Consider the following 18,527-nt stretch of genomic DNA (forward strand, 5'->3'; position numbering starts at 1 on the left):
GGGTACATGGGTACATCAGCGGCTCGCTGGAAAACACACAGTCAATTCCGAGCTTACCTTTGCTGTTTTTCACCACGTTGAAATCATTTTTCAGACGTTCACGCAGTTTTGCCGCCAGCGGATCCTGAATGGTTTTCGCCAGATCCACGACAGCAATTTGGGTCGGATCAATCTGACCACCCGCACCGCCCGTCGTCACCACCGGAATTTTATAACGACGGCAATAGGCCAGCAGCGCGGCTTTAGGCCGGACGCTGTCGATAGCATCAATGACATAGCTGAACCCTTGATCGAGCATCTCCGCCACGTTATCCGGCGTAATAAAATCATCAATGCAGGTGACTTTGCACTCCGGATTAATCGCCAGAATGCGCTGCGCCATAATTTCCGTTTTTGCCTGCCCGACGTTTTCACGTAACGCATGGATTTGACGGTTGGTGTTGGTCACACACACATCATCCATATCAATCAGCGTGATCGCGCCAATACCGGTGCGGGCCAGCGCTTCCGCAGCCCATGACCCCACTCCGCCAATACCAATCACASAGATATGCGCCTGCGAGAACAGCTCCAGCGATTGCTGACCATAAAGCCGGGCAGTTCCGCCAAAACGTTGCTGATAAGCGTCGGAGTAAGTCGCTGTCATGAAAAGATAAACCTCAGTGCGTTCGAAGACTTTGTCGTTTGAAATCTAGTTGGATGGCGCGTATGCCGTGAACAACGGCTTGCCGTTCTGCGCTGATTTTAACACCCAGACGCGTCCATAGTGATTATAAAATCCTGCGGAGTGGCCAGCGTCAGGACCAATCCCCTGATACATATCGAAATGTTGTCCTTTAATCGCACCACCAACATCCAGTGCGACCATCAGACGCATATGATATTTACCGGTAAACTTGCCTTTATCGTTAAGCTCCGGCACTTCCGCCAGCAAGGTAGTACCCGCCGGGATCAGCGAACGGTCAGAAGCTACAGAGGCTTTGGCAATCAGCGGCACACCGCTGGCACCGCGAACTGGCGCGAAAGGTTCAGGCTTGAAGAAAACGAATGACGGATTCTGTTCCAGCAATTCACGCACTTCTGCCGGGCTGTGAGTATCTGCCCACTGGCGGATCGCCTGCATAGACATATTCTCACGCGCCACTTCACCGCGGTCGATCAGCACTTTGCCGATACTGCGGTAAGCGTGACCATTCTTGCCCGCATAACCGAAGAACATGAACGGGCGACCATCGCCGTAATCGACATAACCGCTGCCCTGTACTTCCATCATAAAGTTATCCATCAGGGAGTTGGTCCAGGCCACCACATAGTTATCACTCAGGGCACCGGAGTAAATCGAAGCACGATCGGGCAGACGACCGCGTTTAGGCGGCATACGGTACAGCGGATACTGGAATTCGCCCTGACGGGTGTAGCGCGCCTGCACAACTGGCGTGTAATAGCCGGTCAGTTGCACGTTACCAAAATTGTCAGCACCTTCCATCTGATAGGCGCTGATGCCGTACTGGCTAAGATTGCGGGTATCAGCCCCGGAGCGCAGCCATTGTTCAACAGCCTGGAATGTCGTGTTATTACGACCATATAAAGAAGAAGAGGCAATTTGTACCGCAGCGACCTGATTAGAGTAATCCAGCGCATTTACCGGCTTGCCTGTAGCATTCGGCTCATTCACATATTCAAGCGCATTATCCAGACGGCCATCTTTATACTGCTGGCCCCGGTCAGTCGGTCGCGAAGAACACCCCGCCAGCACCGCTAACACCAGACCACCCAGCAGATATTTACTCCAACGTCCTTTCATTATTCCGCGCTCTCTTACTTTCAGGGAAATGGCTGGCGAAACGATAACAAACGCCCTATCAGAAAGGAATTACCACAGCCGAAAAAAGTGTACTGAGCCAAATTGAACACCAAACGGCGATTTTGTGCATAAAAAGCCAGCAACTAAGTGCTTTATTTGAATAAATTCAAAAAAGGGTTGCACGAAATCTCATGGGGAGTATAGTTCGCCTCCATCGGACGCGGGGTGGAGCAGCCTGGTAGCTCGTCGGGCTCATAACCCGAAGGTCGTCGGTTCAAATCCGGCCCCCGCAACCAATTCGATATCGATGCATTAAATGCCCGGTTGAATTGTACGATGAATTAAAGCAGTATACGGACGCGGGGTGGAGCAGCCTGGTAGCTCGTCGGGCTCATAACCCGAAGGTCGTCGGTTCAAATCCGGCCCCCGCAACCAATTCGAGACAGACGCATAAAGATGCTCAGTTCGAATAATGTGATGAAATAAAGCAGTAAACAGTAGTGACGGACGCGGGGTGGAGCAGCCTGGTAGCTCGTCGGGCTCATAACCCGAAGGTCGTCGGTTCAAATCCGGCCCCCGCAACCAACTACTAAAAATCAGTGAAAAACATCAGGCACCCTAACGGGTGTTTTTTTGTATCTGAATTCCGGCGAAGCGCGGAATAATCACCCCGCCCCCGCGCGACTCATCCCATCGTCGACATCCCGCCTTGTGCGAAATACGCTTTGATCCCGGCCAGAATTGACTCCGCCACCTGCTGCTGAAAATGCGCAGTCCGCAATTTTTTCTCTTCATTAATGTTACTGATAAACGCCGTTTCGACCAGAATCGACGGAATATCCGGCGCTTTCAATACCGCGAATCCGGCCTGATCCACTTTATTTTTGTGCAGATGATTAATCTTTCCCATGCGCGTCAGCACTTCTTTGCCAAATTTCAGGCTATCGCTGATGGTTGCCGTCTGAACCAGATCAAACATCGTGTGATCCAGATACCGGTCGCCACTTTTACTGACGCCGCCTATCAGGTCAGATTCATTCTGCGTTTGTGCGAGAAAACGTGCTGCGGAACTGGTGGCGCCTTTGGTCGACAACGCAAAAACCGATGAGCCTCTTGCTGCCCGACTGGTAAAGGCATCTGCGTGGATAGAGATAAAAAGGTCTGCCCGCAGTTTTCGTGCCTTTGCCACGCGGACTTTGAGCGGAATAAACACGTCTTCATTGCGGGTCATATGCGCTTTCATATTGGGTTCACGCGCAATCAGCTTCTGTAATCTGCGGCCAATCTGCAACACGACATCTTTCTCACGGGTCTTGTATTTGCCAATGGCTCCCGGATCTTCACCGCCATGGCCGGGATCAAGCATAATCACCAGTGGCCGGCTTCGCCCCGCCTGGCCGTCTTTCTTCGTTTCCGGCGGTAATGTTCTCGCGACATCTCCGCGGTTGTAATCTTCCAGTAACGCCAGCAGCGGATCATCCTGAGCACTGATCTCACCTTCTTGCGGATACAAATCGATCACCAGCCGGTTATGGAATTCAGCGACCGGTTTCAGCGTGAAGACATGCGGATTGATTGTACGCTTTAGCTCAAACACCAGACGCACCGTTTTGGTATCAAACTGCCCCACCCGCGCCTGCCGGATGTAAGGATCACTTTGCTGGATTTTTTCACCCAGTCCCTTGAGCACACTGTTGAGATGCACGCCTTCGATATCCACCACAACGCGTGGCGGATCACTGAGCAGAAACTGCTTATATTTTAAGGGCGTGCTGGATTCGAGGGTGATTCGGGTATAAGTAGACGAGGGCCAGATGCGTACGGCAATAACCTGTGAGCTGGCCGCAAAACCTACTTTACTCACGCTGAGCATCCAGGAAGCAGCTACGGTTTGCAGGAGGCGTCGTCTTCCGGGATTGTGAGTATCGTCAGTCATGCAGTCTCAAAAAGGTCCAAAAGTTAAAAAAAGATGATAAAAAACTCAATTTACGAATTCTAACGAATCATATCCTGCATGTCATTCCTAAACATTTAGTCTATTTATCAATTTGTTGTATGTTTGTGATAAGGGTTAAAACAAAAACAGAGATTTCTTACTTGCCACAGGGCCATAAAAGAATAAAAATACAAAAATTACGAATAAAAATTCATACGAGGTTTTGCCGTGAAGGAACGTAGTACTGAACTGGTCCAGGGATTTCGCCACTCAGTTCCCTATATAAATGCTCACCGTGGCAAAACATTCGTTGTCATGCTCGGTGGAGAAGCCATTGAACATGAGAATTTCAGCAATATTGTCAATGATATCGGCCTGTTACACAGCTTAGGCATCCGTCTGGTGGTTGTTTATGGCGCCCGACCGCAGATTGATGAGAACCTTTCTGAGCATAATTACGAACCGATTTATCATAAAAACATCCGCGTCACCGATGCCCGCGCGCTCGAGCTGGTTAAGCAAGCCGCAGGTCTGCTGCAGCTCGATATCACAGCGCGACTTTCGATGAGTCTGAATAATACGCCACTCCAAGGTGCGCACATCAACGTCGTCAGCGGCAATTTTATCATTGCTCAACCGCTGGGCGTCGATGACGGTATTGATTACTGTCACAGCGGCCGTATCCGCCGTATTGATGAAGAAGCGATTCACCGTCAGCTCGACAGCAATGCCATTGTCTTGCTTGGCCCGGTGGCAGTTTCGGTTACCGGTGAAAGCTTCAACCTGACTTCTGAGGAAGTAGCGACACAACTAGCAATCAAACTGAAAGCGGAAAAAATGATCGGCTTCTGCTCTTCTCAGGGGGTAATCAACGAGGAAGGTAATATTATTTCCGAACTGTTCCCTAATGATGCACAGCAAAGAATTGATCAGATGGAATCCAGCGGTGACTATCTTTCCGGCACCGTTCGCTTCCTGCGCGGCGCGGTGAAAGCCTGCCGCAGTGGTGTACGTCGCAGTCACCTGATCAGTTATCAGGAAGACGGTGCGCTGGTTCAGGAACTGTTCTCGCGAGACGGTATTGGTACGCAAATCGTGATGGAAAGTGCCGAGCAAGTGCGTCGTGCAACCATCAACGACATCGGCGGCATTCTGGAACTTATCCGGCCGCTGGAGCAACAGGGTATTCTGGTGCGTCGTTCCCGCGAACAGCTGGAAATGGAAATCGATAAATTTACCATTATCGAGCGGGATAACCTGACCATTGCCTGCGCAGCGCTTTACCCCTTCCATGATGAAGGGATTGGCGAAATGGCCTGCGTGGCGGTTCACCCCGACTACCGCAGCTCTTCACGCGGTGAAATGTTACTGCAACGCGTTGCCAGCCAGGCGAAACTTATGGGGCTGAACAGGCTGTTCGTACTGACGACCCGCAGTATTCACTGGTTCCAGGAACGTGGCTTCAAGCCAGCAGAAGTGGATGTGTTGCCGATTCAGAAACAAGAAATGTACAACTACCAGCGTCGCTCCAAAATACTGATCGCCGAACTGTAAAAATCTCGCCACCTTTCCTCCGTGGTAAAAAAGGACGCTCTCGCGTCCTTTTTATTTTGCTTTGCACATCAGCACGTTATTTATCCGCGTGCGGTTCCAGCACCTGTTGCAACGTGGAGGTGTCAGGCCAGGTTTTAAAGCCCTCAGGCACCGCATATTGTGGGATCTTGCTATCGTTGCCTGAGACCTGCGAAAGCATCGCCAGACCATCCTGCTTCATTACAGCCTGATCGAAATAATCCGCCAGTTGAGTTTGAGTCAGCCCGGCAATAACCCGGATCACATTCGTGCGGGTATCAAATTGCGGATTTCCGCGACTGAAATCATTCCCCAGACGGTCGGCTTCCTCATCTAGCGTCTGCGGATTTTGCTGCATTTCATGCACCAGTCCCTGTTTATATTGCAGAAACTCATCATCCTTCATTTCACGCAGACGTTTTTCGGCCTGCTGATAAAATGCCAGATAGCGCTGATACAGATAGTCAGGTTGCTTGCTGTTACTTTGCAGCAGGAAACCAATCCCCCACTGTTTTCCTACCGGAATAGGGAAAGCAAACACGGCATAACCCAGCTGTTCCTGTGTCCGAAGCTGGCTGTAGAACCATGGCTGAATAATCTGTCCCAGCAATGCACTGTACGCCATGCTCTGAACTTCATCATAACCGGTGGGAACATATACCGCTGCCAGTGCTGAGTCCGAACTTGTCCCGATACGCTGGATATTTGCTTTCAGCGGCTGAGTCACTACAGCCTGCTTTCCGCGCCACCACCGTGTCCCATGCGCGCCCAGCTTTTGCATAATTTGCTGAGACATCGCTTTAACCTGATCAGCCGTCATGTTCCCCACAACCATCATTTCCACGGCAGCATGGTGAACCAGTTGTTCACGGTAAGCGTTCACATCATCCAGTGTGATGGCAGAAACCAGCTTTTCACGCTCGCTGCGCTCGGTGTAAGGCACCCGCGAAAGTAACTGAACCGGTTGCAGCGCCAGCTCAAACGCTTTTCCTTTATCTGCTGAAGCTAAGCGTTCGAGATACCATGATTTCGCCTGATCAAGCTGTTCCTGAGTCGGTTTGAAATCGGGATAGTTATCAACCAGTGCGGCCAGTAAATCAGGCAGACACTCGGTAAAACCTGTGGCAGTAAACTGCAAACCGTTATCCGGAGATGTCCCGAACGTGATCCCGCCAATGGATGCCTGATAACTCAGCTGATCAAAAGCCACGCCGGTGAGGTAATCCGTCAGGCCATAGAGCACCTGATTTTTAGCCGTGCTGAGCGACTGCTCATTGCGGAAAGAAACAGTCACATTGGCTTTAGGCTCATCAGCAAAATAACGACTCGGCATGTAGAACACACGCAAACCTTTATCTTCAACCAGCAGCTGAGGTTTCGTCGCCGTCGAATCTTTAGTGACCAGCGCAAGTGAATCAGGAATGTACGGATTCAGCGCCGGCAGCGACAGCGAAATCCCCTTCCCCAACGTCTGCCACTGCGAGTAGGTTTGCGCGGGAACTTTATCAATTTCATAAGGCGCATTAACGAAGTAGGCCACTTTATTGTGCGGCTCGTTCGGACTGATGATCCAGTAACGCGCATTTTGCGGCGTCATTTCTGTTAGACGTGCCTCAATCGCTTTGGGGTCATACTGGTCAGTCAGATAAGGTGAGTCGAGAACGTGCTCGACAGGGACCCGCAACATGGTGTCCACCAGCCATTCGACATAATCCATATCACGCGTCAGCGCCGGATAGCGGAAGTCGAGCGCCATAACGTGGGCAATTTCATCAAAATAGGTTTTTTTGATGCCCTGAGCGCGTATTTCGTTGAGATAGTTGAAAATGGCTGCAATAACCGTATCGCGCTGCGCCAGTCCCTTATCAGTCAGGGAAACAGAGATATTGAATACGCCCATATTACGGTTAACCATCGGGTCCGCACCTGCGCTGATCCCATCGGCATAGCCTTGCTTCTGTAACCAGTCTGATAAGGTATTCGGGCTGCGGTTACCCATCAGATAGCTGATATAGGTGTCTGTTTTACTGCGAAAATGGGCACTATTATTATCAATTGCAAATTCAACCCGTAATTCTTTGCGCGGCTGTGCAGGAACGAAATGGATAAACTCACCCTTTTGGTCTGCTGTTAATGTCGGGACCGTAATCGGCGGCACGGCTGCGTGGTGATTGGCAATCTGACCAAAGGTTGTAGCGGCCAGCTCAGCAAGTTCAGGCAACGGTTTATTACTGTAAATCACACCGACCATCAGGTTGGCAGAATAGTAGCGCTGATAAAAAGCCGTCAGCTGATCATGAAGCTTACTGCCCGGTTTATCTTTCAACGTATCCAGGTTACCGCCTGAAAAACGGGACGCCGGATGCCTGGGATTTAATGTCTCTGCGCGAACTTGCGCCATCCGCATGCCGTCACGTGATCGGGCCATGGTCAGTTCAGCGTTCACCGCATTACGCTCACGGTCCCCGTTGGCGGGGTCTAACAACGGTTCACCGATAGCATCTGCAAGGCGATCTACCGCTTCTGGCATGGCATCGTTTTCTACTTCAAGATAAAACGCGGTACGGTAAGAAGCAGTGCTGCCATTGTGGCTGCCACCGTGTTTCTTAAGGAATTCAGACAGACTTTCCGGCTGAGGATATTTCTTCGAGCCCATCAGTAACATGTGCTCAGTATAGTGGGCAAGACCCAGCTGAGAATCAGGATCCTCCAGCGAACCGACAGGAATGGCGAGCGCGGCGAGTGATTTGGGGGCTTGAGAGTCAGAAACCAGCAAGACGGTCATATCATTAGCCAGTTTAATTGCCTGATACTGGCGAGGGTCGTTCTGACTTTTATTGATAGCTTGTGCAAAAGGCTGCCAGTCGGCTGCACTTGAAACAACAGGGGCCCAAAAGGTCAATAACAACAGTACCCCGGAAATGCGGGTAACGTGTTTTAACATTGCCACTCTCCCTCAATCGAATAAACGTGCCACACGGGCAATAAATATACAGCTCACCGGTAGATGAACCTCAACAAGCTGTTTTGAGCGGTTAAGCCTGCTAAGCCCCCGCAGAAACAGGATAGTTGTGAAAAAAATCGAATCGGGATTTTCTTCCTATGTTCCGTCACGTTTTAACCATAAAGCCAATTACTCCCTATAGGGAAAAATAACCCTGTTAAACCACTCTAAGCTGTTAGCCCGCCATTGCAAGTGGCTTAACAGTATTTTTGTCCGGTAATATGCGGCTTACAGGCACAACTTCAGGGGCCAAAATTGCATATTAAGCGCTGCAATATTGCCTGATATTTTGCCGGCGTTTGAATTGTCGCAGTGACCAGCTTGCAGGATTGTGCATCTGAAATGCCTGTAAACCGATATTCCCAATCTTTCGCTAAAGGCTCAGTCCCCTTTCCTGCCACTGAATATGCTTCAAGCTGGGAATGTGCTTCTGACCACGCCTGCTGAACCTGCCACTGACGCATAAACCCATTGCTCAGTGATTGGTAATAATTCAGGAGCCCCAGAATGGAAACTGACAAGAACAACATGGCGATGAGCGCTTCCGTGAGGCTGAAACCTTGCTGTGCTGAGTGGTTTTCATTCATTGCAGATCTGCTCATCAGCCTCAGGACAAAAATCCAGCCATCCCTGTGTCAGCGGTGAAAAAATCAGATTTCCACCAGTCTGTTTTTTAATACTGACTTGCTGATACTGCATAACCGGCTCATTGCCTTCAGCTATGCGTCCCTCACCACGAACCAGAAAGATATCCTGACGCAATGAAGGCCGGGTACACGTCCTGCCACTTCCTGAAACAATGAGGCCTGCGGGCACATCCCGGCACTGCCAGAGAGGTTCGCGGCTGTCTTTCCATGACTGGCGGATACCCCATGCTAATGCTGAGGCTGCATTTTCCCGGGCAATGACATAGCGGTGCTGATTTGACGTCAGCGCAAGCCCGGCGGAAAGTTGCTGTTGCAGCGAGTTAAGGGCAATCAGCCCTAATCCCATCATCACCAGAATACTCAGGATCATGGCGCTCCCCCGCTGTCTGGACGAATCGCGCATTTTTGCTGCTGTCATAAGACGTGGCCTGCAATCATCTCGGTCACCTGCCGGTGGATGAAAGGATTTTTGCTCCAGCTGGCTTCAAGTTGCAGAGAATACAGGCGGCCGGAGCCACTTGCTGCGACCTCGGTTACCACGAACCGGGTCACGCTGACTTCAGCAGGGTCGAGGAGTTTTTCCCAACCTCCACTGCTGCAATCACCCGCCCCGCGCTGGATCTCAATACCGCCCTGACGCAAACGGTAACCAAAGTATTCAGAGTCCGCCGTCCCGGGCTTATCCCATGTTCCGTTGCGGTTCAGGTCATAGATAACAAGGATGCAGGAGCTGGTTGCTTCACCCGCAGCGTTGCCGATGATGACAGATTTACCCTCGCAGGTTCCGTTACAGAAACCGGCCCGACGAATATCTTTGCCAATGGCAAAAGTAGTCTGGCGCAACAATTGCTCGAGCTGATAATGTCGGCCCAGACTCTGGCTTCTCTGGCGCATCAGCGGATAGATTTGCGCGGCACTGAGCATCAGCATGCTGCCAATCCCCATCGCAATCATGACTTCAGGCAGCGTGAATCCCTGACAACGGGCTAAATTCACTGGCATAAGCCGATACTCAGTAAAGGCTGATTTTCACTACACGTACGTAACCGTCCTCTGACAGAAAGTACGATTCGCAAACTACCCGCTGAATTTTTTAGTGTGATATGTCCGGCAAGTGCGGCATTACGCAGGCCGTAAAAACCCATGGTTTTTTCACTGACAGCGAGTAACTCCACACCGGGTTCATTGATGGCGAATATTTTACCCACGGCATTATGACAACCTGAAGGGCGGGTTCCGCTACCCACACATCCATTAGCACCGGCAATGCCCCATAAGACAGCAGAACGATTGTAATTATTGGCTTCGGCCTGCACCCCGTACAAATACAAACGCAGTTGCTGCGCAGATTGCTCAAGCTTTAATGCCTGCTGATAATCGCGCCAGGTGTGGATTCCCCACAATGTGCACATGGCGACCAAAGTCACAACAACCATCATTTCTATCAGCGACATTCCCTCTTCCCCTGCCCGCTCAAATGTTTTCATGCGGCCAAAATAGGCATTTAGATTTTTTCCGCCACTGGGAGAGTCATTTTTTCCAGGATGTCGTGAGAACTATCGGTGCAACGAAATCCACGCGACAAATAAGTTGCGTGATGTCTCGCAGGGATAGCATCGGGATGTAAATCGGGATTGGAATCGTCAGTAAAAGGCGTAAAAAGTGGAGCAGAGGGAAAGCCGGATAAAAGGGAAATGGCCGCCTGACAGTGCTGTCAGGCGGTAAAAACAAGGAATCAGATCGCGACCGGCGCTTTGATTGCGGGATGCGGATCGTACCCTTCAATCTCGAAATCTTCGAAGTTGTAATCAAACAGGGAGGCAGGTTTGCGTTTAATGACAAGTTTTGGCAATGCACGAGGCTCACGCGTCAGTTGCAGATGTGTCTGTTCCATATGGTTGCTGTACAGATGTGTATCACCACCGGTCCAGACAAAATCACCGACTTCCAGATCACATTGCTGCGCCATCATATGCACCAGCAGCGCGTAGCTGGCGATGTTAAACGGCAGTCCGAGGAAAACGTCGCATGAACGCTGATACAACTGACAAGACAGTTTCCCGTCGGCCACATAGAACTGGAAGAAAGCGTGGCAAGGTGCCAGCGCCATCTGATCCAGTTCACCCACATTCCACGCCGACACGATAATGCGGCGTGAATCCGGGTCTTTTTTCAGCTGTTCAACAACGCTCGCCAGTTGGTCGATTTGCCTGCCGTCAGCCGCGCCCCAGGCACGCCATTGCTTGCCGTAAACCGGGCCGAGGTCGCCATTCTCATCTGCCCACTCATCCCAGATGCTGACATTATTTTCACGCAGATAGGCGATGTTAGTTTCACCTTTCAGGAACCACAGGAGTTCATGAATGATTGAGCGCAAGTGACAGCGTTTGGTGGTGACCAGCGGGAAACCTTCCTGCAAGTTGAAACGCATCTGATGACCAAAAATCGACAGCGTGCCTGTACCGGTACGGTCGGCTTTAGGGGTGCCCTCATCGAGCACTTTCTGCATTAAATCCAGATACTGTTTCATGTTACCTCACGACAATTGTTTCTGCGGACGGCGATATGCCCAGACCATCACAATCAGGCCAATGACAACCATTGGAATGGACAGAACCTGCCCCATGCTGATGATCCCGTCGAACAGACCGAGCTGTGCATCCGGCTGACGGTAGTGTTCAACGATAATACGGAATAAGCCATATCCGATCAGGAACAAGCCTGATACCGCGCCCATCGGGCGTGATTTACGGATGAATATGTTCAGAATGATGAATAGCACGATGCCTTCAAGCAGCAGTTCATACAGCTGGGAAGGATGGCGCGGTAATACGCCGTACTGGTTCAACAAAGGCTGCCATTTAGGGTCAGCGGCAGCAATGGCGATATCTTCCTGACGGGATCCCGGGAACAGCATTGCCCATGGCACATCTGTGGTCACACGGCCCCAGAGTTCACCATTAATGAAGTTACCCAAACGACCTGCGCCAAGTCCAAACGGGATCAGCGGAGCGATAAAGTCGGAAACCTGGAAGAAGTTGCGTTTGGTTCGATGGGCGAAAATCAGCATGACCACGATTACGCCAATCAGGCCGCCGTGGAAAGACATGCCGCCATCCCAGACCTTGAAAAGATAAAGCGGATTATCGAGGAATAAAGGCAGGTTGTAGAAGAAAACGTAACCGATACGACCACCGAGGAATACCCCCAGGAAACCAGCATACAGCAAGTTTTCAACTTCATCTTTTGTCCAGCCGCTGCCTGGCTTATTGGCACGGCGTACTGCCAGCCACATCGCGAAGACAAAACCAACTAAGTACATCAGTCCGTACCAGTGGAGAGATACCGGTCCGATTGAGAAAATCACCGGATCAAACTGGGGAAACGCCAGATAGCTGTTGCTCATCTATCACCACAAATTGTTTATGATTATTGCCCGTTCAGGGGCCAGCAGGGAGCGAATAGTAGCATAGCCGGAAGGTTTTCCGGGGCTAAGCCGCTGGAAAAGTTCTGTAAAAAATCATCTCATCCTGTGCCGGAAAGCGAGCAGGATGGGAGTAATACGGTACAAAGCATCAACTCTGGTGCTTATTTACCACCACGGATCAGGCCGCCCAACCCGCGTCTTTCCATAAAAGCAGCGGTCATATGACGAACGTCCGTCGTAAAATGCGCCTGCAGCACCCGACCGGCAAGCTCTTCGGCATCATGAAGTTCGATACGGCGAAGCAGGTATTTTACACGGGCAACACTGCGCCCGTTCATACTGAGATTACGAAAGCCCATGCCGGTAAGCAGTAACGCGCCCATCGGGTCACCCGCCATCTCGCCGCATAAGCTGACATCCAGCCCGGCAACCTCAGCGGTGGTGACAATTTGTTTGAGCACCCGCAGCATCGCCGGATGCAGGCTGTCATACAGCCCGGCAACGCGGGTATTGTTGCGATCAACAGCGAGCAGATATTGCGTCAGATCGTTGGTACCGACGGAAATAAATTCCACTCTTCCGGCCAATGCAGGCAACATAAAGACCATTGATGGGACTTCGATCATTACGCCAAGACGCGTGTGTGGCAGCTCGTAACCCAACTGTTCTTCCACTTCACGTCCCGCACGATCGATTAAACGACGTGCCTCATCAATCTCTTCAAGGCTGGTAACCATCGGCAGCAGAATACCGAGATTTCCGGTCGCAGCATTGGCACGCAGCATCGCGCGAACCTGAATCAGGAAAATTTCAGGCTGATCGAGAGTAATACGAATACCGCGCCAGCCCAGACAAGGGTTTTCCTCGCTGATCGGCATATAAGGCAGCTGTTTATCAGAGCCGATATCCAGCGTTCGCAATGTCACCGGCTTTTGCGGAAACAACTGCAACATGCCCTGATATTGCGCGACCTGCTCTTCTTCAGAAGGGAAGCCGCTTTGCAACATGAAAGGAATTTCGGTGCGATACAGCCCGACGCCGTCAACGCGGCTGCCGAACAATTTTTCATGGTCAGCACTCAGACCGGCGTTGAGCATCACTTTCACCCGCTCACCGCTTTTCAGCGCTGCAGGTTGCTCAACATCATCTTCAGCCTTCTGACTCAGCTCCATTTCTTCGCTGATCAGCCGCGTGTATTCCGTGACCAGTACGGCTTCCGGATCAATCAGCAGTTCACCGCGATAACCATCGACAATCAGCTGTCGCTGGCTGAGCAGTGCAGGCTGAATATCGGCGCCCATCACGGTCGGCACGCCCATCGCACGGACCAAAATCGCCGCATGCGAGTTGGCTGCACCATCACGAACTACCACACCTGCCAGCCGGTCCTGCGGCATTTCGGCCAGCAAAGTAGCGGTCAGTTCGTCGGCAACCAGAATAAAACGTTCCGGCCACTGTGTGTTGCCCTGAATCGTATCATCAAGATGGAAAACCAGCCGCTGGCCCAGCGCACGTAAATCGCTGCCACGCTCACGCAGATAGGTATCCTGCAAGCTGGCAAACTGCGCCGCAAACTCTTCCACGACCTTTTTAACTGCCCATTCCGCGACGGCGCCCTGATCTATTTGAGCGAACAGTTCACGCTTGAGGCGTGCATCATTAAGAAGGTGAGAGTAGAGGTCAAAAATCGCCGCGCTTTCTTTCTGCGCACTCGCCGCGAAACGTTTACTGAAACGGCGGAACTCAGCACCGGCGTCTTCCAGGGCCCGGGTCAGACGTTCGCGTTCACGGACGGTATCCAGCGTAGACGCCATATAAACGTGATCGAGCGAAGGTTGCGAGCTGTCCTGCCAGCCGATACCGATGGCCACACCCGGCGATGCGGCAAGTGCACGAACGCGCGTCTGGCGAAAGCGCCCGTAAAGCACATTAAGCTGTGCCTGAGAAAGGATCGCCGCCAGCTGAGTGGCGAGCGTGACCATAAACGACTCTTCACTTTCGTCGAACTGCCGGTGTTCGCGTTGCTGAATAACCAGCACACCCAGCAACTGACGGCGGTGAATGATCGGCACACCCAGGAAGGATCGGAAAAGATCTTCTTTTACGGCGGGGATATATTTAAAACTGGGATGGCTCTGCGCATCGGCAAGGTTAATGGGCTCAGCCAGACGCCCTACCAGACCCACAATCCCCTGATCAAACGCCAGCGTAATAGTCCGCCCGCGAGGTTTTTTCAAACCTCGCGTCGCCATCAGGTAATAACAACGGCGGTCATTGTCAGCGAGATAGACGGAACAGACTTCCGTGTCCATCGCCAGGCAGGTTTCGTTGACCAGTACGTCCAGCGCATCATTGAGGCTGGACGCCATTGCTACCTTTTCAACAATTTCTCGCAAACGCGTGAGCATCTCTTCGTGACTTAGCCTCTTTTACGACGATAGGCGGGCGATGTCCTGGGAAGGGAGACTTCCTGCATCGGCATAATCGTGGTGGAAAACTCTTTCATTACACGCCGGTAAACATCGCGCTTAAATGACACCACCTGACGAACCGGATACCAGAAACTCACCCAACGCCAGCCATCAAATTCAGGCGTACTGCTGCGCTGCATATTGATATCAGCATCGTTACACATCAGTTGCAGCAAGAACCATTTTTGCTTTTGGCCGATACAAACCGGCTTTGTGTCCCAACGCACCAAACGTTTTGGCAATTTATAACGTAACCAGTTACGGGTTGAAGCCAGAATACGGACATCTTTACGGCCAAGCCCCACTTCCTCAAACAGCTCGCGGTACATGGCCTGCTCAGCGGTTTCACCAGGGTTTATGCCCCCTTGTGGAAACTGCCAGGAGTGCTGGCCGTATCGTCTGGCCCACAACACCTGACCCTGCTTGTCACAGATTACAATACCAACATTCGGGCGGTAGCCATCATCATCGATCACCGGACTACCCCAATAGCTAAACTCATAGATGTACTGATTGTTTCATACTACCAACAGGCGGTAAACCACTGGTTAATACCGATCAGCATGAATAAAAATGGGATAACTCACAGTTATACGCCAAGTTATAAACAGATTTTAAAAATCACCTGCGATTTTATTCACTTTTTCTGTGGATAGGTATGTGAAGAACTTCAGAGTAAGCAGGGTAAAACTCTTCTTAACTTATTTTTACCGGGAAAACATGCTCCGATAAAAACTTGTAAAAACAAATAGTTATTCACATTAAACAGAGTTATCCCACGGTTAAAAATGAGAGTTATCTCACACCTTCAAGTGATCTGGCGAAAGATCCACCAATGTTGTTTTTATCCACAGCGATCGTCTAAAAGTTGACGTCATTGCCCCAAAAATTGGATAAAACCCCTCCCGTCAAGCCTGTAAATCGAACCAGTGATCGAATTCAGGCAGGGTTATCCAAGAAATCTGTGGATAAGTAGGTGGAAGATCCTGTTCATTGTCGCCTTCAACAGGTGATCAACCTAATCGTTAAGGCGCAAAAGAAGTCAGAAACCTGAAAAAAAACTAAGACAAATCATGCTATTATTTCATTGCTCCACAGGAATAAGTTTTTATTCACTGTGCATGACAAAAGCAGTACGAAATTTAATCTATTGAGTGAGCGTTGTTTTTTTATGTCTATTCCTTTACCTGCCACCCAGCCTCCGCACAACGAACAGCAACTGTTGCACCGCGCACAATCGCTGGCGGGTCATACGCTGGGTGAACTGGCCGCTCACGCTGGCCTGCCCATTCCTGAGAACCTTAAACGGGAGAAAGGCTGGGTCGGTATGTTGCTTGAGGTGTATCTCGGCGCCATTGCAGGAAGTAAACCGGAGCAGGATTTCGCTGATATTGGCATTGAGCTGAAAACGATCCCAATTGATTCCCGTGGCAGGCCGCTGGAAACCACATTTGTCTGCGTTGCCCCGTTAACCGGTAACAGCGGTGTGACGTGGGAAAACAGCCATGTGCGCCATAAACTGGCGCGAGTTTTGTGGATACCGGTCGAAGGTGAGCGCCAGATCCCCCTGGCTGAGCGCCACATCGGGGCGCCTTTATTATGGCAACCCTCTGAGGAAGAAGATGAGCAACTGCGTCAGGACTGGGAAGAACTGATGGATTTGATTGTTCTGGGTAAAGTCGAAAGCATCACAGCCCGACATGGGGAATACCTGCAAATTCGCCCCAAAGCTGCCAACAGCAAAGCGCTGACGGAAGCGATCGGAGAGTCAGGGCAACCCATTTTGACGCTGCCGCGCGGCTTCTATTTGAAAAAGCGTTTTACGGCGGCGCTTCTGGCCCGCCATTTTCAGCTTTAACCGATATCATTTCCCGCTGCCTGCGGGATAGTTTGCTACGCTAAATGTGAATATCTTCGGTACAACAAAAAGGAACGTTAACGATGATGAAGAAAACTTTAATGGCGGTCGGTGCTGCGMTTGTGGTGTTGAGCCTCGCGGGCTGTGCCAGCGATTATGTGATCTCAACCAAAGACGGCAATATGATCCTGACTGATGGTAAACCTAAGCTGGATAAATCTACCGGACTGCTGAGTTACACAGACGAACAAGGCAACGACCGCCAGATCGATAATGACAATGTCAGCCAGGTGATGAAGCGTTAAGCATTACGCTTCTTAACCCGTCGCAGAGCCAGTTATCAGGACTGGCTCTTTGTTATTTTATCCACCGACCGCGTCGTTCCTCCCGCACACACTGCCACTTCCCCCATCTGCCAGCCTTGTATATAGTCAGTTAAGGCGCTTTTTCTAACAGGCTGACATTCTCAGATATAAAGGAAGACCGGCAATGCAATATCACCGTATACCCCACAGTTCTTTAGAAGTGAGCTTACTGGGACTTGGCACCATGACTTTTGGTGAACAAAACAGCGAAGCCGACGCCCACCAGCAACTCGATTACGCCGTTGCGGCGGGCATCAACCTGATTGATACCGCAGAGATGTATCCCGTTCCGCCGCGTCCTGAAACCCAGGGGCTGACGGAAAGCTATATCGGCAGCTGGCTGAAAGCCCGTGGCAACCGTGAGAAAATTGTTCTGGCGAGCAAAGTCTCCGGGCCTTCCCGCGGTAATGACAACGCTATTCGTCCGGCTCAGATGCTGGATCGCAAAAATATCCGCGCGGCGCTGGATGCCAGTTTGCAACGTCTGAATACGGATTATCTGGATCTTTATCAGTTGCACTGGCCACAGCGTCAGACCAACTTCTTTGGCAAACTGAGTTATCAGTACACCGAAGAGCAGTCTCCGGTTACCTTGCTGGAAACGCTGGAAGCGCTGAATGAACAGGTTCGTGCCGGTAAAATTCGCTATATCGGCGTTTCTAACGAAACCCCGTGGGGCGTGATGCGTTACCTGCAACTGGCGGAGAAACATGATTTGCCGCGTATCGTTTCGATTCAAAACCCCTACAGCCTGCTGAACCGCAGCTTTGAAATCGGTTTGTCGGAGATCAGTCAGCACGAAGGGGTTGAACTGCTGGCCTATTCCAGCCTGGCATTCGGCACGCTGAGCGGTAAATACCTTAACGGTGCGAAACCGGCCGGGGCGCGTAATACGTTGTTCAGTCGTTTCACCCGTTACTCATCACCGCAGGCTGAAGCGGCGATTGCTGAATATGTCGCGCTGGCGAAGAAACGTAATCTGGATCCTTCTCAGATGGCGCTGGCCTTTGTGCGTCAGCAACCGTTCGTGGCCAGCACGCTGCTGGGCGCAACCACAATGGAACAACTGAAGATCAACATCGACAGTCAGGATCTGACACTCGATGAGGAAATCCTCGCTGATCTGGAAAACATCCACAAACGCTTCACCATTCCTGCGCCGTAAATCCTGATTGCAGGCAACAAAAAAGGGCGCTGAGCGCCTAATGCCGGTCACTTAAGGTGACCGGCATTGTTTTTTAAGGGATATTTTGACCTTTTTTCTCTCACTTCCCTCGCATATTCACGCTCACGCCTCGAGGGCAGCTTTAGCATCGCTGCGTTGCTGTAAAAATGCTTCAGATGACCCGGGATGGCTCCCGCTGATGCCCACGGCAGCCCGATTAACAACCGTAATATCTCCGACACTGCACCGCTAAAACTCAGCTGATAAGGCAGATAATC

Annotated in this window: 16 protein-coding genes, 3 tRNA genes and 1 pseudogene; 7 read left to right on the forward strand and 13 right to left on the reverse strand. The window is 51.1% G+C overall.

Features of this window, described 5'->3' with window-relative positions; all coding sequences use genetic code 11:
* Together tcdA and mltA are read right to left on the reverse strand one after the other, a co-directional pair.
* The coding region (tcdA, locus tag AC1DUO_RS20905; RefSeq protein WP_477988576.1) for a tRNA cyclic N6-threonylcarbamoyladenosine(37) synthase TcdA at window positions 1–646 on the reverse strand (646 nt) is incomplete at its 3' end.
* A gap of 45 nt (window positions 647–691) precedes the next feature.
* A complete protein-coding gene (gene mltA, locus AC1DUO_RS20910; protein WP_013574173.1) occupies window positions 692–1,804 on the reverse strand; it encodes a murein transglycosylase A in 1,113 nt (370 codons plus the stop codon).
* A 219-nt stretch (window positions 1,805–2,023) separates the two neighbouring features.
* On the opposite strand from mltA, the gene AC1DUO_RS20915 reads away from it, so the two are divergent.
* From AC1DUO_RS20915 to AC1DUO_RS20925, 3 genes are all read left to right on the forward strand, one after another.
* A tRNA-Met gene (locus AC1DUO_RS20915) sits at window positions 2,024–2,100 on the forward strand.
* A gap of 62 nt (window positions 2,101–2,162) precedes the next feature.
* A tRNA-Met gene (locus AC1DUO_RS20920) sits at window positions 2,163–2,239 on the forward strand.
* A gap of 73 nt (window positions 2,240–2,312) precedes the next feature.
* Window positions 2,313–2,389: transfer RNA gene (locus tag AC1DUO_RS20925), tRNA-Met, on the forward strand.
* A 100-nt stretch (window positions 2,390–2,489) separates the two neighbouring features.
* Here the strand turns inward: AC1DUO_RS20925 and amiC are convergent.
* On the reverse strand, window positions 2,490–3,740 hold the full coding sequence (gene amiC / locus AC1DUO_RS20930; RefSeq protein WP_119261288.1) for an N-acetylmuramoyl-L-alanine amidase AmiC: 1,251 nt from the start codon (window positions 3,738–3,740) through the stop codon (window positions 2,490–2,492).
* A 228-nt stretch (window positions 3,741–3,968) separates the two neighbouring features.
* Here amiC and argA point away from each other — a divergent pair, with 228 nt between their 5' ends.
* Window positions 3,969–5,294, forward strand: coding sequence for an amino-acid N-acetyltransferase (gene argA / locus AC1DUO_RS20935; protein ID WP_013574171.1), 1,326 nt, complete (start codon window positions 3,969–3,971; stop codon window positions 5,292–5,294).
* 76 nt (window positions 5,295–5,370) lie between these two features.
* Here argA and ptrA read toward each other — a convergent pair whose 3' ends face one another.
* The 9 genes from ptrA to rppH form a co-directional block, all read right to left on the reverse strand.
* Window positions 5,371–8,256, reverse strand: coding sequence for a pitrilysin (gene ptrA / locus AC1DUO_RS20940; protein ID WP_448311803.1), 2,886 nt, complete (start codon window positions 8,254–8,256; stop codon window positions 5,371–5,373).
* Between the two features lie 302 nt (window positions 8,257–8,558).
* A complete protein-coding gene (locus AC1DUO_RS20945; protein WP_153376604.1) occupies window positions 8,559–8,903 on the reverse strand; it encodes a prepilin-type N-terminal cleavage/methylation domain-containing protein in 345 nt (114 codons plus the stop codon).
* Entirely contained in the window at window positions 8,896–9,381 is a 486-nt protein-coding gene (locus AC1DUO_RS20950) for a YgdB family protein (protein ID WP_228389040.1), read from the reverse strand. The genes AC1DUO_RS20945 and AC1DUO_RS20950 overlap by 8 nt, the downstream gene beginning before the upstream one ends.
* Entirely contained in the window at window positions 9,378–9,965 is a 588-nt protein-coding gene (locus tag AC1DUO_RS20955) for a prepilin peptidase-dependent protein (RefSeq protein WP_013574167.1), read from the reverse strand. The genes AC1DUO_RS20950 and AC1DUO_RS20955 overlap by 4 nt, the downstream gene beginning before the upstream one ends.
* On the reverse strand, window positions 9,956–10,417 hold the full coding sequence (locus AC1DUO_RS20960; protein ID WP_013574166.1) for a prepilin peptidase-dependent protein: 462 nt from the start codon (window positions 10,415–10,417) through the stop codon (window positions 9,956–9,958). Before AC1DUO_RS20960 ends, AC1DUO_RS20955 begins: the two co-directional genes overlap by 10 nt.
* 281 nt (window positions 10,418–10,698) lie before the next feature.
* The gene (gene thyA / locus AC1DUO_RS20965) at window positions 10,699–11,493 is read right to left on the reverse strand and encodes a thymidylate synthase (protein WP_013574165.1); all 795 of its coding nucleotides are present in this window, start codon (window positions 11,491–11,493) and stop codon (window positions 10,699–10,701) included.
* 6 nt (window positions 11,494–11,499) lie between these two features.
* Window positions 11,500–12,369: a prolipoprotein diacylglyceryl transferase gene (lgt, locus tag AC1DUO_RS20970; protein ID WP_013574164.1), complete on the reverse strand. Its 870-nt coding sequence runs from the start codon at window positions 12,367–12,369 to the stop codon at window positions 11,500–11,502.
* A gap of 182 nt (window positions 12,370–12,551) precedes the next feature.
* Complete coding sequence (ptsP, locus tag AC1DUO_RS20975) at window positions 12,552–14,798, reverse strand: phosphoenolpyruvate--protein phosphotransferase (protein ID WP_013574163.1); 2,247 nt, start codon at window positions 14,796–14,798, stop codon at window positions 12,552–12,554.
* Window positions 14,799–14,809: 11 nt separating this feature from the next.
* Entirely contained in the window at window positions 14,810–15,337 is a 528-nt protein-coding gene (gene rppH / locus AC1DUO_RS20980; RefSeq protein ID WP_013574162.1) for an RNA pyrophosphohydrolase, read from the reverse strand.
* A gap of 695 nt (window positions 15,338–16,032) precedes the next feature.
* Here rppH and mutH point away from each other — a divergent pair.
* From mutH to AC1DUO_RS20995, 3 genes are all read left to right on the forward strand, one after another.
* Complete coding sequence (gene mutH, locus AC1DUO_RS20985; RefSeq protein ID WP_013574161.1) at window positions 16,033–16,719, forward strand: DNA mismatch repair endonuclease MutH; 687 nt, start codon at window positions 16,033–16,035, stop codon at window positions 16,717–16,719.
* An 86-nt stretch (window positions 16,720–16,805) separates the two neighbouring features.
* Complete coding sequence (locus tag AC1DUO_RS20990; RefSeq protein ID WP_477988582.1) at window positions 16,806–17,024, forward strand: YgdI/YgdR family lipoprotein; 219 nt, start codon at window positions 16,806–16,808, stop codon at window positions 17,022–17,024.
* A gap of 184 nt (window positions 17,025–17,208) precedes the next feature.
* Window positions 17,209–18,249: an NADP(H)-dependent aldo-keto reductase gene (locus AC1DUO_RS20995; RefSeq protein WP_013574159.1), complete on the forward strand. Its 1,041-nt coding sequence runs from the start codon at window positions 17,209–17,211 to the stop codon at window positions 18,247–18,249.
* 47 nt (window positions 18,250–18,296) lie between these two features.
* On the opposite strand, the pseudogene AC1DUO_RS21000 reads toward AC1DUO_RS20995, so the two are convergent.
* Window positions 18,297–18,527 (reverse strand): annotated as a pseudogene (locus AC1DUO_RS21000) (IS4 family transposase); the annotation flags it as partial.

This window comes from Rahnella sp. P4_A8 (assembly GCF_056402435.1).